Origin of the sequence: Mesorhizobium sp. AR10, from assembly GCF_024746795.1 — a bacterium.
Lineage (GTDB): Bacteria > Pseudomonadota > Alphaproteobacteria > Rhizobiales > Rhizobiaceae > Mesorhizobium.
On record NZ_CP080524.1, the window covers coordinates 6,030,291 to 6,043,878 of the forward strand.

At 58.7% G+C, this 13,588-nt stretch carries 13 protein-coding genes and 3 pseudogenes; 7 read left to right on the plus strand and 9 right to left on the minus strand.

Annotation, left to right across the window (positions count from 1 at the left end):
• Positions 1 to 11 precede the first annotated feature (11 nt).
• Positions 12 to 2,657 (minus strand): DNA ligase D, encoded by a 2,646-nt coding sequence (gene ligD, locus LHFGNBLO_RS32925; protein ID WP_258604310.1) that lies wholly within the window; start codon positions 2,655 to 2,657, stop codon positions 12 to 14.
• Between the two features lie 344 nt (positions 2,658 to 3,001).
• Between ligD and LHFGNBLO_RS33740 the strand changes: the two are divergent.
• Positions 3,002 to 3,755 (plus strand): annotated as a pseudogene (locus tag LHFGNBLO_RS33740) (DUF4142 domain-containing protein).
• 22 nt (positions 3,756 to 3,777) lie between these two features.
• Positions 3,778 to 4,380 carry a hypothetical protein gene (locus tag LHFGNBLO_RS32935; protein WP_258610013.1) on the plus strand — a complete coding sequence of 201 codons (603 nt, stop codon included), beginning with the start codon at positions 3,778 to 3,780 and terminating at the stop codon, positions 4,378 to 4,380.
• Positions 4,381 to 4,626: 246 nt separating this feature from the next.
• Here the strand turns inward: LHFGNBLO_RS32935 and LHFGNBLO_RS32940 are convergent, their stop codons facing one another.
• The 4 genes and pseudogenes from LHFGNBLO_RS32940 to LHFGNBLO_RS32955 all read right to left on the minus strand — a co-directional run.
• Positions 4,627 to 4,935, minus strand: coding sequence for a hypothetical protein (locus tag LHFGNBLO_RS32940; RefSeq protein WP_258604312.1), 309 nt, complete (start codon positions 4,933 to 4,935; stop codon positions 4,627 to 4,629).
• A gap of 3 nt (positions 4,936 to 4,938) precedes the next feature.
• Entirely contained in the window at positions 4,939 to 5,157 is a 219-nt protein-coding gene (locus LHFGNBLO_RS32945; protein WP_258604313.1) for a hypothetical protein, read from the minus strand.
• Between the two features lie 163 nt (positions 5,158 to 5,320).
• Complete coding sequence (locus LHFGNBLO_RS32950) at positions 5,321 to 5,536, minus strand: CsbD family protein (protein ID WP_258604314.1); 216 nt, start codon at positions 5,534 to 5,536, stop codon at positions 5,321 to 5,323.
• Between the two features lie 682 nt (positions 5,537 to 6,218).
• Positions 6,219 to 6,509, minus strand: a pseudogene (locus tag LHFGNBLO_RS32955) (BA14K family protein); the annotation flags it as partial.
• A 106-nt stretch (positions 6,510 to 6,615) separates the two neighbouring features.
• Here LHFGNBLO_RS32955 and LHFGNBLO_RS32960 point away from each other — a divergent pair.
• Positions 6,616 to 6,858, plus strand: a complete 243-nt coding sequence (locus LHFGNBLO_RS32960; protein WP_258604316.1) for a hypothetical protein — start codon at positions 6,616 to 6,618, stop codon at positions 6,856 to 6,858.
• 251 nt (positions 6,859 to 7,109) lie between these two features.
• Positions 7,110 to 7,970, plus strand: coding sequence for a DUF6766 family protein (locus tag LHFGNBLO_RS32965; protein ID WP_319944199.1), 861 nt, complete (start codon positions 7,110 to 7,112; stop codon positions 7,968 to 7,970).
• Here LHFGNBLO_RS32965 and LHFGNBLO_RS32970 read toward each other — a convergent pair.
• Positions 7,928 to 8,158 (minus strand): CsbD family protein, encoded by a 231-nt coding sequence (locus tag LHFGNBLO_RS32970; RefSeq protein ID WP_258610017.1) that lies wholly within the window; start codon positions 8,156 to 8,158, stop codon positions 7,928 to 7,930. The genes LHFGNBLO_RS32965 and LHFGNBLO_RS32970 overlap by 43 nt on opposite strands.
• Before the next feature lie 128 nt (positions 8,159 to 8,286).
• The gene (locus LHFGNBLO_RS32975) at positions 8,287 to 8,925 is read right to left on the minus strand and encodes a hypothetical protein (protein ID WP_258610019.1); all 639 of its coding nucleotides are present in this window, start codon (positions 8,923 to 8,925) and stop codon (positions 8,287 to 8,289) included.
• 288 nt (positions 8,926 to 9,213) lie between these two features.
• Between LHFGNBLO_RS32975 and LHFGNBLO_RS32980 the strand changes: the two genes are divergently transcribed.
• Entirely contained in the window at positions 9,214 to 10,161 is a 948-nt protein-coding gene (locus tag LHFGNBLO_RS32980; protein ID WP_258604318.1) for a DUF72 domain-containing protein, read from the plus strand.
• 96 nt (positions 10,162 to 10,257) lie between these two features.
• On the opposite strand, the pseudogene LHFGNBLO_RS33525 reads toward LHFGNBLO_RS32980, so the two are convergent.
• A pseudogene (locus LHFGNBLO_RS33525) lies at positions 10,258 to 10,979 on the minus strand (DUF4112 domain-containing protein).
• 20 nt (positions 10,980 to 10,999) lie between these two features.
• Between LHFGNBLO_RS33525 and LHFGNBLO_RS33530 the strand changes: the two are divergent.
• Both LHFGNBLO_RS33530 and LHFGNBLO_RS33000 read left to right on the plus strand, forming a co-directional pair.
• The gene (locus LHFGNBLO_RS33530; protein ID WP_319944200.1) at positions 11,000 to 11,362 is read left to right on the plus strand and encodes a recombinase family protein; all 363 of its coding nucleotides are present in this window, start codon (positions 11,000 to 11,002) and stop codon (positions 11,360 to 11,362) included.
• A 454-nt stretch (positions 11,363 to 11,816) separates the two neighbouring features.
• Positions 11,817 to 12,182, plus strand: coding sequence for a hypothetical protein (locus LHFGNBLO_RS33000; RefSeq protein ID WP_258604320.1), 366 nt, complete (start codon positions 11,817 to 11,819; stop codon positions 12,180 to 12,182).
• A 58-nt stretch (positions 12,183 to 12,240) separates the two neighbouring features.
• Here the strand turns inward: LHFGNBLO_RS33000 and LHFGNBLO_RS33005 are convergent, their stop codons facing one another.
• The gene (locus tag LHFGNBLO_RS33005; RefSeq protein ID WP_258604322.1) at positions 12,241 to 13,575 is read right to left on the minus strand and encodes a PQQ-dependent sugar dehydrogenase; all 1,335 of its coding nucleotides are present in this window, start codon (positions 13,573 to 13,575) and stop codon (positions 12,241 to 12,243) included.
• Positions 13,576 to 13,588 lie beyond the last annotated feature (13 nt).

A 13,588-nucleotide genomic window follows, 5' to 3' on the forward strand; every position in this document is an offset into this window, starting at 1 on the left:
CGTTTTCGCTCTCATGCAGCAAGCTTCGCTGATCCCATCCGTTTGATGGCCGTGCTGATCGACCGCTCGCCCTCATTGTAGTCCGCCCACGCGACTGTCCTCTTCAAAAGGCCCGGCACAGTGCGAACGGTAAATTTCTTCGGATCGAGGTCGGCTCTGACCTGCCCCCAAGTCAATGGCATGGAAACAGTTGCACCTTGCCTAGCCCGGGGGGACAGCGGAGCGACGGCCGTCGCCATACGATCATTTCGCAAGTAGTCGAGAAATATCCGTGAGGTTCGCAGCTTCTTAGCCATGTTGATCAGATAGAGATCTGGTCGGTCCCCGGCCATTTGCATGCAAACCGCCTTCGCGAAGGCCTTAGCCTCTGGCCATGTCGTTTTAGTGCGCTGGGCGGCCAATGGTGTGACTACGTGCAAGCCTTTCCCGCCTGTCGTCTTGCAAAAGCTCACCAAACCCAGATCGTCCAGGCGATCGCGCATTTCTTTGGCCGCTGCGACCACGTCCGCAAAGGCAACCTCAGGACCAGGGTCAAGGTCAAAGACAAGTCGCCCAGGAACTTCAGGGTTGTCTGGCTGGCAATTCCAGGGGTGTAGTTCCAAGCCGCCTATTTGTGCAATTGCCGCCAATCCCTCAACGCGATCGATCTGTAGATAGGGCTTATGATCCCCGAAAACTTCCACAAGCTCCAACAGATTGGATGTGCCCGGCATTGCATGGCGTTGGAAGAACTGCTCGCCGGCGTAGCCATTGGGCGCTCGTACGAGAGAGCATGGGCGACCCTTGAGATGTTTGATCATCCATGAACCGACAGCCTCAAAGTATTCCGCGAGGTCGAGTTTGGTGACCGGGTCGCCATCGCCGGCATCGGGCCAGAGCGGCTTGTCGGGTTTGGAAATGATTACGCCCATAATGACCGGGCTCTTTCCGGTCCTTGCTTTGACCTTGGCCGGTTCGGCAATTTGCGTATCGCGGGGATCGGCAGGACGCTCGGCTTCAACGTCTTCTGCCGGCTTGTCTTCGCGCAAGCCTTTGAAGGCCGCCTGCCTGACATTGCCGCCGCCGGTCCATCCTGCGAACTCGATTTCCGCAACGAGTTCCGGCTTGGTCCAAAAGACACTCGAGTCGTTCTTCGGCGCGCCATCGCCGGTAAACGGCGATTTGGCAGCTTTCAGCTCCTTCAGCCTCGGCAGAAGCTGCCTGACCTTTGCCTCGCTGTATCCGGTTCCGACCCGGCCGATATAGGCGAAATGCTCTCCACGATTGACGCCGACCAACAACGACCGAAACTTGCCGTTGGTGGTCGACCAGCCGCCGATCACCACCTCATGTCCAGCACGGCATTTTGATTTCGTCCAGGTATCGGTCCTGCCCGATACATAGACGGCGTCGGCCTTTTTGGAGACAATACCTTCCAGCGAGAGACGGCATGCAGAGTGCAACACCGCCTCACCGCCGTTCGTGAAATGCTCGACATAGCGAATGAGGTTTGCATCTCCGAGATCGGCCTCACCAAGCATTTCGCTCAATCGTTCCTTGCGTTCCGAGAGACGCAGCTGACGCAAATCGACACCGTCCGCGAACAACAAATCAAAGGCAAAGAAGACAAGGTCCTTTGTCCTTCGCTCCGACAAGGCTGCTTGCAGTGCTGCGAAATCCGGCGCACCATTTTCGCCGAGCGCCACGATCTCACCATCGATGATAATGTTTGGAAGGCTGGCACCCTCCTTTGCGATGGCGCCAAATTTCTCCGTCCAGTCCAGGCCTTTGCGGGTCTTCAGCGTGACTGCGCGATCTTCGACACGCAACTGGACGCGGTAGCCATCGAACTTGATCTCATGAACCCAATTGCCACCTGCAGGCGGTCTGGATAGCGTTTGACAGAGTTGCGGCGCGATGAAGTCGGGCATCTTCGCTTCGGAGGCGCGAGCGGGTCTTTTGGGGCGCGGAGTTGGCTTTGCCGTTTTGGCGGCGCGCTCGTCTGCAGCATGGCCGCGATTGCTGTCCCACACCGCATCAGCATCGGCGGCCGCTGAGCCTTGCATCATGAACGGCTTCGGTCCAGCTCCCTTTCCCGCGGCAATCTTTTCCATGCTCCGCCCGGAGGCCACGGATCGGTCCTGTGCCAGCACCGCGTCGCCCTCGCTATCGGTCGCGAATTTGTCGCGGTGTTTGATCAGCAGCCAGTTCGTCCGCTTTCCGCCGTTCCGGTCATGCTTCATCCGCACGAGGACAAAACTTCCATGCAGGCGCTTACCGTCGAGCGTGAACTTCAGATCGCCTTTCCCCAAAGCTTGTTCAGGAGACATGGAGCCCTCCGGCTGCCAATAACCGCGATCCCAGAGCAGCACTGTCCCACCACCGTACTGACCTTTGGGAATCGTGCCTTCGAAGTCACCATAGTCCAGTGGGTGGTCTTCAACTTCGACGGCGAGGCGTTTGTCATGCGGATCCAGCGATGGACCTTTGGTGACGGCCCAGGACTTGAATACACCACCGAGTTCGAGACGCAGATCGTAGTGCAGCCGCGTGGCCGCGTGTTTTTGAATGACAAACCGAAGCCGGTTCGATTTTGCGATAGAGCTCTCGCCGCTGGGTTCTTTCGTCTTCGTGAAATCACGCTTGGATCGATAGGTGGAAAGTTCGCCCTTTTTCATGAAAGTGCCCCGGCTGATGACGCAACGCGCGAGTCAACGCGGTGGGCGAGATTTGGTTCGGTCAGGAAAAACCGATCAATCAGACCTGCCACCTAGCGATTGCGACCTACGCATTCGGTCTTGAGCACAAGCGCCGATCTCAACCGTCGCACCAACCGAATCGCGAGCAACCGCGCGGGCGTCTCGGGCGAAAAACTTGTCGTAACCTTTGACACATGAATCCCGTTGCCGGCGGCTCGGGCAGCCGCATCGCCAAACAGCTATATCGCTTTTCCGCCGGAACAAAGCCCGCGCACCGAGATTACCCGTTCATCGCACAGTCGTGCATTAACGAGGACAAACTGATGAAAACACTTCACTTAGTGGCCAGCCTGGTCACCGCTACCGCTATTGGCTTTGCGTCGCCAGCCTTCACCGCAGACGATGCGCAGGAGTTCGTCAACAAGGCCGCGATCGGCGGTATGTTCGAAGTGGACTCCAGCACGATCGCGCAGGACAAGGTCACCGACCAGAGCGTCAAGGACTTCGCGAAAAAAATGGTGGACGATCATGGTGCGGCAAACGCCAAGCTTGAATCGATAGCCGGCGAACAAAAGCTAAAGGTCCCCAGCGAGCTCGATGCCCAGCACAAAGCCGAGTTGGACAAGCTCCAGCAGGCCAAGGCGCCGCTCGATCAGCCCTACGTCGAAATGCAGCGCAACGCGCATACTGACGCGGTCGGCTTGTTCGAGGCGTACGCCAAGGACGGCGACAACGCCACGCTCAAGTCCTTCGCGCAAGAGACCTTGCCGACCCTCAAGATGCATAACGGACATGATCGAAAAGATCGCGACCACGACGGGCGCAGGGTCGGTGACGAGTTCAACAACGCCGTCTGCCACTGTCGGGGATAAGCCAGATCCGACCCCTCCAATCCCCGGCGCGAACAGCTTTACCGAAGACCAGGCGAAAAGCCGCATCCAGGACGCCGGTTATTCCGACGTATCGGCGCTGACCAAGGATGACAACGGCATCTGGCGCGGCAAGGCGAGCAAGGACGGCAAGAGCACGGCGGTTGCGCTCGATTACCAGGGCAACGTCGTTGCCGGCACGAACTGAAACCCAAAAGGAGATCGAAAACATGAAAACGGTTACTGGGCTATTCGATGACTATGACGACGCCACCAACGCGGTCGGCCAGCTCGAAGCGACTGGCGTTCTGCATTCGGATATCAGCATTGTCGCCAACAATTCCAGGGATTGGTACGACAACGACACTTCCAAAGCCGCGGAAGATGCCGCTGGCGGTGCGGGCCTGGGCGCGTTGGTTGGCGGCGCTGGCGGGTTGCTGACGGGGCTGGGCATCATGGCCATTCCCGGCGTTGGCCCTGTCGTGGCCGCCGGATGGCTGGCTGCCACCGCGGCCGGCGCGGTAGCTGGTGCCGCCGTTGGCGGTGCGGCCGGTGGGATTATCGGTGCGCTAACGGATTCGGGCGTTTCAGAGTCCGATGCCCATGTATATGCCGAAGGCGTGCGCCGAGGTGGAACCTTGGTTACCGCAAAAGTCGACGATAACCTTGTAGCAGAAGCCGAAAGAATTCTTGGGGACTCTAGCTCGGTAGACGTCGCCGACCGCCGCAGGAACTATGAGGCGGAAGGTTGGACCGGTTTTGACGCAGGCGCGGGAAATCATAGCTCGGATGAGGTCGACCGGGATCGCGAGCGTACCGCCAACCGACTTTGAACAACCAGCCCCGCTTCCGCAAGGTGGCGGGGCTTTTGCACGAAAATGAGCAGCTGTTCTTCCCTGGCAAATCGCGACAACTGGGACCGAATATCCCTTGCGAATTAGTAGCGGCGTCTGACCGATTTCGGGGAGCAAGGCTCTCTGGTCAGAGTCTGCCGGAACGTGATCATCGCGTTCGAACCAAACGACCTTAACGATCAACAATCAGGGGCTCTCCCGGCATTCCCAGGGAGCGTCAGTCGGCTATTTTTGATCGTTGTAGAGCCCTTTGGTCTGCCCAACCATTTTTGCCAGTTCCGAAAACGGTGGTACTTCCGTTTCAGATTGCGAATTGTTTGCAAGCTGCAAAAGCCGGATCGGAAAGCAGACGGCGTCACGATTGGATGGAGACATGTCCTCGTAAAGACGCTCATCGCCTACCAAAGAGGCCTCAGCCTTACGAAGGGCAGTGTCGATTTCATCGATCGACAGGATGCCTTTGTGCACCAAGCTGTTGTTGATTGAAGCGATCGCCATGAGGAGGCCTTCGAGCTGAAGGTTCGCTACGTTCATGACTCAATCGTCCGAACTGTCAGACGGTCGCCCAGGAGGGTTCCTGCCATCCGATTGGTGCGTCTTGTCGTTTACCTCGCCGACCTTCTTGGTCAAACCGATCCCGCCTTTGGGTTTTTTGTTCCTCGCGGCATCCTGTGAAAAATGGTCAGAAGGATCTGCCCCCGTTCTAGCGGGATATTTAGTCGCGCCGGTTTCGCGCTCGTTTTTATTGTCGGTCATTATTCGCGCTCCGCACAATCAGATTAGGCAAAACACACGGACGGTGAGCGGGCTCCGTTGCCAGGTCGGCGATAAAAAGGGGGAGCAGTGCTGTGGAAACCAACTCTCAGCCATCACGCAGACAGATAACGGGGCCAACGTTGTGCTGCCGGCCCTTCTCGCGTCAGAGCTTCTTATTGATCGCTGCCGCCGTCTTGTTGGTGGCATCTTTCACCGCGGACTTCACATCGCCAACAGCTTTCTGAACTTTGCCCTTCGCTTCCTGAGATGCGCCCTCCGCTCTCAGCCTGTCATTTCCAACGGCCTTGCCAACACCCTGCTTCACATTGCCGGCTGCCTGATTTGCAAGGCCGGCCGCTTTATCGCTTGTGCTTCCCATGACTATGCGCGCTCCTTAGGGGTAGTCAGTCCATTCAGAACGCTGCGGTATGGAGGAGGTTCCTCCACGGCACAGATTGTGTGAATCAGTGGCGGCAGGTCCTCGAGAGGCACTTGAGGGACATCGGCGTCGAGCGCGCTAGTGCGCCCCCAGCTTGCTTGGCCGAGCCCTCTCCTGCCCACGCACATTACCATGCCGACTCCTGCCGAACTCGAAGAAGCAGGCGCCGTGGCAGCCGAGCCATCGCGGGAGAGGGGTCGCCGGAGCCCTCGGCCAAAGATCTGAACAAGGTCGATCGCATGTATAGCAAAGCCGCAAACAATTGGCCGACGATGGTGCGGCCGATCTAGATAGGTAATATGGCACGGGGAGTGTCCAACGGCTGTTAGGAGACAGCAACGCCCAAAGCCGGCCGCTTGTGTTCGCCTGCAAACCAGTGGCGCTAAAGACCGCGAGCATTGAGCCACTTACCGCTAGTCCGCATCCCCCCATTGATTGGTCACCGCGTCAACAAAAAGCACGTCGTTCCCATGCGCAAACAACATGCTTCCGAAACGGTTCCCTTGCCTACCACAACGAAGAGTGGCCGACGACGTTCATGAGCGGCGTCGCCTGGCTGCAGAAATACACCGCGAGGCAGATTGCGCCGCTGTGGTTAGGAAGCTCACCCGCACGCGTCCGTCTATTGGCACTGCCGGCGGGGCCCGCCCGAGAAAGGCTGGTAGGTGTTGTCCTCAGCCCGATACGAACGGTAGCGGCTGAAGCAATACTGCTGATGGTCGTTCACATACCCGGCGGCGTGGTCGGACGTCGACGCGAAGTTGACGAAGCTAACGTTTTCGTCGAGAGGCTGCGATTCTGCCGCGCCAGCAAGGAGAGGCGATATGCAGTCACGTCGCTCCCCGCTGTAAGACAGATAGCTGTTGTCGCCCGGCCGGTAGGAACGATACCTACTTCCGCACCAGTCAACATGCGCGACTGACAGATTGACGTCCTGCAGTTACCCTGCGCCGCCGCGCAAGACCGTTACAAACCTCGATCGGACAAAGGTGCTCGCAGGATCCGCCGGAGGACTGCTGGTGGGTCACTTTATCGGCCAGGCGTTCCAGCCGACAGCAAATGAACGCGAGCTGTTCGGGAAATCTGCGGGCGAGGTTCAGGACGTGGCCGACGAATTCATCAAACAGCATTCGCACGGTGCGAAAGTGGCGGCTGCGCAGGCGTTTGGCTTCGCAAGGTACTCCGCCGCTTTCCTTGCTGTGATGGCGGCGGTCAGCGATTTCATGCGCGAGCCTAGCGATGGCGGCAATCCACCCCGCTGAGCTGAAAAGGCGCGTAACTACCCAGATCAGCACCTCGTTATCAGCAAGGACGCTACGGGTTGTTGGCTCGTAGTTCTGCTCAGCAGACCATGACGACCTCATGGGACTCTACCGAGCGCAATTCAGTGAGCAGGTCGAGGCCGTCACAATTCATGAAGTCCCAGAACTGACACGACGCGGCCTAGCGAGGAAACGAATATGAGAGTCTTTTCCGAGACAACGGGCTGACCATCGCTTTGGGCGCGATGTTCATGTTCAGTATGCTGGGTATGATCTGGTCAGGCTGGCGGCTCACAATGAAGAACTCCGGGATCACGGCGCACAAGCGGTCGGAGTGCTACCCTATCGAATACCGGCGCCTATCGGCACTATTCGAAAACTGGGAAAGCGAATTTCTGCAGATGTCGGCCTACGTGATGCTGACCGCGATGCTCTTTCAGCGCGGCTGGGCCGAGTCCCGCGATCCCGATGACCCCCACAGGCCCGACGACAAGCTCGGGTCGCCTACGCGCCGACTAATGCCAATGCTGTCATGGCTCTATTCTTATTCGCTTGGCATAGCCTTGGCTCTACTGTTCATAGTGTCCTTCGCCTGCCACTGGTGGATGTCCCTGGCAGCAGCAGACGAGGAGGCTCTTCGCCACGGCGGACAGATCCAATCTCTTGGCCCCTATCTTCTCGATGCGAAGCTGTGGTTTGAGTCTTTCCAGAATTGGCAGTCGGAATTCATGTCGACGGCATTCCTGGTCGTGCTGTCAATCGACACAAAAGCTCGCCGGAATCGAAGGCTGTCGGTGCAGCAAACTCCGACACGGGCGCATAGTCTGCGCTATGCGCCCGTGCAGGATGCGCGGAACGTTGGTTCAGCGTTTAATCAGTCGTGCCACGGCAATTCCCCTTTCCTTGAACCGCAATTGGTTCGGGCGGGCAACGTTTCACGCCCAACAGGTTCCGCCTTGCCGGGCAATTGGTCGAACGCAGGGTGTCTCATTCCACGGATCGCCAGCGAGTTTCAGGCCAAAAGCAGCGCGCCGTTGCTACAGCGCCCATCAAAATTCGGCAGCGTCTCTTACCAGCCGTGCCGGCCGTACCAGTCGGCGATATCGCGTTGAACTCGGTCCTTCTCGATCCCGTAGCGCTCTTGGATTTTGCCTTCGAGCTGATCGCGTTTGCCGGCGATACGATCCAGATCATCATCGGTGAGCTTGCCCCACTGTTCCTTGATCTTACCCTTCACCTGCTTCCAGTTTCCTTCGACACGGTTCCAGTCATGGCACCTATCCTTCTTCGTTTCAGACAGAGCAAAAACGCTGCCAGACGATGGGAGTTCCCGAAGAGTTTGCCGCATTGATGCCACGTGGGCGTTGAAAGCCGGCCCGCCACAACGAGCTATTTCGAACGCACGGCGGCTCGCCGAAACTGCCGGCGTCAGCGAAGCAATCCCTCGTCTTCGAACGCGTCCCAGCCCTCCAACTTTGGCGGCGAGCCGTCTGCCTGCCTGGCGCCCTTCACCACGCGGACCCTACCTTTGCCCTTTCCAGCGCGCGTCAGCGCAGCCTTGCCGGCGCCGCGCCGTCTGTTTTCGGCAACTTCATGCGCGTCCTGTTCTCGCCAGACGGTCGGGAGATCGCGATCCAGGACGTCCTCGATGTGGCGCGGATCGAACACGTGGAAGGTGACTTTCTTTGATCGGCCCCGCATCTTCACAGTGCGCGTGCCTATGTTTTGAAGTCGACCGTCCTTGAGCCACTTGTGACGTTCACGCGACGAGATGGTCAGCACATCCTCTGCCTCTCGCGGAAGCACGGGGAGCTCCTCGATGCCCTCCAGCGTTTTGGATATAATGACCGAGGCGGCTTTGAACTCATCTCCTTCGTCTTTTGGCATCCGCAATGCGATGCGACCGGTCTCAGCCTTTACGTGCTTGCGGACTGCCCGCGGCAGGCGAGCGCGCAGTTCGCGTTCGATCCCTTTCGTGCGAACCGACGACCCAAGCGTCGCTTCCGGCGACAACGGCCACTCGGTAATCAAGGGCTGAGACGTTGTCATGCTTCGCTCGGACGCCATCCCGTTCACCTTGCGGTGCCGGCTGACGCCTATCAAGGTGGCTCCCACTCGGGCCAATGTTTTGAGCACCGGCGACTTGAGGTTCCCGGCGATTTTTGGCCGGCGCCGTTGCAATTTCTTTTCGTGGTCGGCCAATGAGCACCTCCCAGGATGGCTGAGGCTGAACTTCAGAGCGCCGGCGAAGTTCCCTCGAGCGGATCAGACCGTTAGCGGATCGTCAGATTCGGCCCAAGGTCGCAATGACGGAGCCATCCGGCTGTGCCCGCGTTTAGGCGGAAGGATTATTTCATGGGTACGCAAGCCATCCAACGGAAAGAACTTGGACCTGATGAACGCCGTGAACGGCGTAGGCTGCGCAGAGAGAAGCAGCGAATTGAAAACGTTGGACGTGCCGTCAAAATGCATACTGCCCGCTTAGCCAGTACAACAGCAGAGCCCGGCGATACAGTGTCCTGTTTGGAGGCACCTGCCTATGTCGGCTGCTCGGGGTGGTTTTACTGGAAATGGCGGGGACAGTTTTATCCGACGGATCTGCCCACCGGCGAATGGTTCAATCACTACGCGACACTATTCGATACTGTCGAAATAAATGCATCCTTTTATTCGTGGCCAACTGTCGCAAATGTCAAAGGCTGGGTTCGGCAACCGGGTAGTCGCAGTTTCATCTATACTGTGAAGGTGTGCGAGCTGATCACTCACATCAAGAGGTTCAAGGGCACCAAGACCCTTGTGATGGATTTTGGGATGATCGCCGATATCCTCGGTGAGCGAATGGGATGCTTTCTATTCCAGCTCCCGCCCAGTTACCATTTCACAAAGGCGAGACTGAACGGCATTCTCGGCCAACTCGACCGGGCCCGGCGCAATGTGGTGGAGTTTCGTCACGCCAGTTGGTGGAACGAAACTGTTTACTCGGCCTTTCGTGAGACAGGTACAATCTTTTGCTCATGCAGCGGCCCTCGCCTTCCGGATGTCCTGGTGCGGACGGCCGATGATGTCTACGTGCGACTTCATGGTCCCGAGCGCTGGTATCGGCACGACTACACAAGAGACGAGCTAACCAAATGGGCCGACAAAATCCGGGCCAGCGGCGCAAACAGAGCGTGGGTCTATTTCAATAACGACTATGAGGGCTTTGCGCCAAAGAATGCCCTTGCGATGCGGCGCTTGCTAGAAAGGCAACTGCCAGACCATCACATGCCTATCGTGACTGATGCACGGCAGAACGATATTTGAATGTCCGCTTCAACCCGACCTCCTGCGCGACATCGAAGTGGCTTCATCAGGAGGACGCTGCAAGGCTTGATTGGCTTGGTCCAAGGGCCGACGAGCTTACCGCAATAGGTGACGGCGAAGCAGTCTGATGTTGCGATTGTTCGCCTTAAAATATACGTCGAAGATTGAGCCGAGAATAGGAACGCTCCCTACCACCGTATCGAGCAACACGTTCCCTAGCATGCGGGCGACCAAGCCATTTCCGGCACCGCAGTCTCGGGCTCGCAAGACAATATAAGCGGAAACCAGGCCCGTAGCTGCATCCCCAGGACCGGGACCAAGCCCACCAACGCATCCATCCCAAAACGAATTGAAGTTCCCGGAATGCGCCAGCGGGAATCAAGTAGGGCGGCCAATACGTCCAACTCGCCAATTGCCTTCGCTGCTTCAGGCCCGCCAAAGCCCTGCCCTCTCAGCCCAGACGGGGGTGTACGACTAATTGGATCTGCTGGATATAAATCTGTCACTCTTCGCTCCGACCGGATTGCGTGCACGCGGGGACACTTCGTCGAGCATGGAGAAGGGCTCGGCCTCGCAAAAGTTCCGCGAACGAATCCTGATATTGGGCAGGATGCACGCGACGGTCTCGGCGCGTCCCGACTATCGTCTTGAAAGAACTTGGCTTTCGTCGCCGAGTGAGCAAACTGCAAACGGTGGTTTGCAGTTTGAACCCCCCGGAAATAGCAACATGACGAGCGCAGTCGCCTACTATCGAGTTTCAACTCAGCTTTAGGGTCGCTCGGGACTTGGGATCGAAGCACAGCGCGCTGCCGTCGCACGCTTTACCGAAGCCGAAGGCATGAGCATCCTCCACGCGTTCACTGAGGTCGAAACCGGAAAGGGCGCTGACGCGCTCGACCGACGACCTCAACTGACAGCCGCCCTTGCCCTCGCTCGCCAGGCCCGCTGCCCCGTTGTTGTCGCCAAGCTCGATCGCCTCTCCCGAGACGTGGCCTTCATCGCCGGCCTTATGGTCCAGCGCGTGCCGTTCATCGTCGCCGAACTCGGCGCCGACGGTGATCCATTCATGCTGCATTTCTACGCGGCACTGGCCGAGAAGGAGCGCCGGTTGATCCCCGAGCGCACAAAAGCCGCCCTCGCTTCGCAAGACGACAGGTATCAAACTCGGCAACCCGACCAATACGGCGCAGGCTGCGGCTAAGGGCCGACAGGTATCGATCAACGAGGCAGACCGACCGTGCTTCCGGTCATCGCATCCATTCAGCGCTCGGGCATCACCAGCCTGCGTGGCCTGGCAATCGCCCTGTCACGGTATCCTCTTCAGGTAGGACAATGACGTCCTGGGCGACGGCCGCGCCTACCCCCATCAGAACGAGCAAGCTGGCGGCTGCAGTTGCAAGGTGCATTCTCATATGATCCTCCCGTGGGCGACCCTGTTTGCGTTGATCGCAAACGGTCTCTCCTAACGGCGAGAAAACCCTCTTGTTCCAAACCACATTGCCCGACGTCAGCGAAAAAGTCCGCCACAGCTTTCGGCCGGCGACTTACGGCCTGAGACACCGCGTAGCGCGCGAACGATGTCTGACCAATAGTAGGGGATCAGCGATGCGAGGGGTGCGAATGCTGTGCCGGTGACCGCCAGAGCGCCCATTACCATGACATCCGGCACATCCGTTCCGGAACTGAATTCTCTCGCCGGCATTGCATGGGAACAGGAGGTGATCATGCCAAAGTTTCGCTTCGAAACGATACAGTTCGGTGAGATTACGACGATCGAAGAAGAGCTAGCCAGCGCCGATCTCGCAAGCCTAAGTGCAGTTGAAAAAGCAAATGCAGCGCTTGTAGCGGGCGCTCGTCCTGGCGTCGATCAGTCTGGGTCAGTTATCAAGGTGTACGATGAAGCCGGATATCTGGTCGCCACCGTAAATTTTTCCGAGTTATTGCGTGAGGATCCTGACGCGATGCAACCTGTGGTCAGTGACCCGCCCACCGAAGAGCCGGGTGTGATGCGGTCTGGCTGACGAGCGTTGCATTTTTGCCTATGTCCACGGCGAACCAGCGCCGGGGGTTGACCGCAGCCTATTGGGCCGCCGGAACAACCCGCCAAATCTTGTTCCCCACATCATCCGCGATCAGCAACGCGCCCGATCGGTCAATGGCGACGCCTACCGGACGGCCGAACGCCTTGTCGTCGGTGCTCAGAAACCCGGTGAGCATGTCTTGCGGCGGTCCTGACGGCTTGCCGCTGGCAAACGGCACGAAGATCACCTTGTAGCCGCTTCGCGGCATGCGGTTCCATGAACCGTGCTGGCCAATGAAGGCGCCGTTCTTCATTTCCTGCCCAAAGAGGTCGCCGGTGTTGAAGGCGAGGCCAAGCGATGCAGTGTGCGGCCCAAGCGCGTAGTCGGGCACAATCGCCTTCCCGACGAGGTCCGGACGCGGGGGCTGCGGTCTAACATCTACGTGTTGGCCAAAATAGCTATAGGGCCAGCCGTAGAAGGCGCCATCCTTGACTGATGTCATGTAGTCGGGAACGAGATCGCTACTGATCTCGTCTCGCTCGTTGACAACCACCCAGAGATTCCCGCTCTCCGGGTTCCAGGAGAGACCGTTCGGATTGCGCAGGCCCGACGCAATTAGCCGCATCTGCCGCGTCGCGAGGTCGATCTCGTGCACGGCGGCGCGACCCTCTTCCTCCTCCATGCCGTTCTCGCCGACGTTGGAGTTGGAGCCCACTGTGGCGTAGAGTTTCGCGCCATCCTGGCTGGCGACGACGTCCTTGGTCCAGTGGTGGTTGCGGCCGGCCGGAAGGTCGACGATCTTCTCGGCCGGGGTGGTGATTTCAGTGGCGCCATCCCGATAGGGGAAGGCGACGATCGCGTCGGCATTGGCGACATAGAGCTTGCCGTCCAGCAGCGTCATGCCGAAGGGCGAAAAAAGGCCGGTTAGGAAGGCCTTTCTGGTCTCGGCAACGCCGTCGCCGTCCCGGTCGCGTAACAACGAGATGCGGTTGGCGCTCCGCACCTCGGCGCCGGCCTGGCTCTGGAACAGGCCCATGAACCAGCCTCGAATGGAGAACCCTTTGTCAGGCTTGGGGGGAGCGTTGCTTTCGGCGACCAGCACGTCGCCATTGGGCAGCACGTGCAGCCAGCGCGGATGGTCGAGGCCACCGGCGAATTCGTTGACGGCGAAGCCTTGGGCAGCGGTCGGCATCGTGCCTTGGGGCCAAGGGGTCGCCTCAGCAACATGGACCGTGGGTATCCAGGTCGGATTGGGTTCGGCGAGCGTCGGGTTTGGACCGTAGGTCTGCTCGATCGGAACGGTGGCCTGTTCGCGCGAGAAGAAGAACACGCCCGCCCCCGCGATTGCGACGATGGCGACAAGGACGAGCAAAACGCCCAGAATTTTTCGCATAGGATGTTCCCGC

What these genes read in the sequence shown, in the direction of transcription:
- ligD (WP_258604310.1), bottom strand. Translation starts at nt 2,657, where the DNA reads ATGAAAAAGGGCGAACTTTCCACCTATCGATCCAAGCGTGATTTCACG.
- LHFGNBLO_RS32935 (WP_258610013.1), top strand. Translation starts at nt 3,778, where the DNA reads ATGAAAACGGTTACTGGGCTATTCGATGACTATGACGACGCCACCAAC.
- LHFGNBLO_RS32940 (WP_258604312.1), bottom strand. Translation starts at nt 4,935, where the DNA reads ATGAACGTAGCGAACCTTCAGCTCGAAGGCCTCCTCATGGCGATCGCT.
- LHFGNBLO_RS32945 (WP_258604313.1), bottom strand. Translation starts at nt 5,157, where the DNA reads ATGACCGACAATAAAAACGAGCGCGAAACCGGCGCGACTAAATATCCC.
- LHFGNBLO_RS32950 (WP_258604314.1), bottom strand. Translation starts at nt 5,536, where the DNA reads ATGGGAAGCACAAGCGATAAAGCGGCCGGCCTTGCAAATCAGGCAGCC.
- LHFGNBLO_RS32965 (WP_319944199.1), top strand. Translation starts at nt 7,110, where the DNA reads ATGTTCAGTATGCTGGGTATGATCTGGTCAGGCTGGCGGCTCACAATG.
- LHFGNBLO_RS32975 (WP_258610019.1), bottom strand. Translation starts at nt 8,925, where the DNA reads ATGGCGTCCGAGCGAAGCATGACAACGTCTCAGCCCTTGATTACCGAG.
- LHFGNBLO_RS32980 (WP_258604318.1), top strand. Translation starts at nt 9,214, where the DNA reads ATGGGTACGCAAGCCATCCAACGGAAAGAACTTGGACCTGATGAACGC.
- LHFGNBLO_RS33530 (WP_319944200.1), top strand. Translation starts at nt 11,000, where the DNA reads ATGAGCATCCTCCACGCGTTCACTGAGGTCGAAACCGGAAAGGGCGCT.
- LHFGNBLO_RS33000 (WP_258604320.1), top strand. Translation starts at nt 11,817, where the DNA reads ATGACATCCGGCACATCCGTTCCGGAACTGAATTCTCTCGCCGGCATT.
- LHFGNBLO_RS33005 (WP_258604322.1), bottom strand. Translation starts at nt 13,575, where the DNA reads ATGCGAAAAATTCTGGGCGTTTTGCTCGTCCTTGTCGCCATCGTCGCA.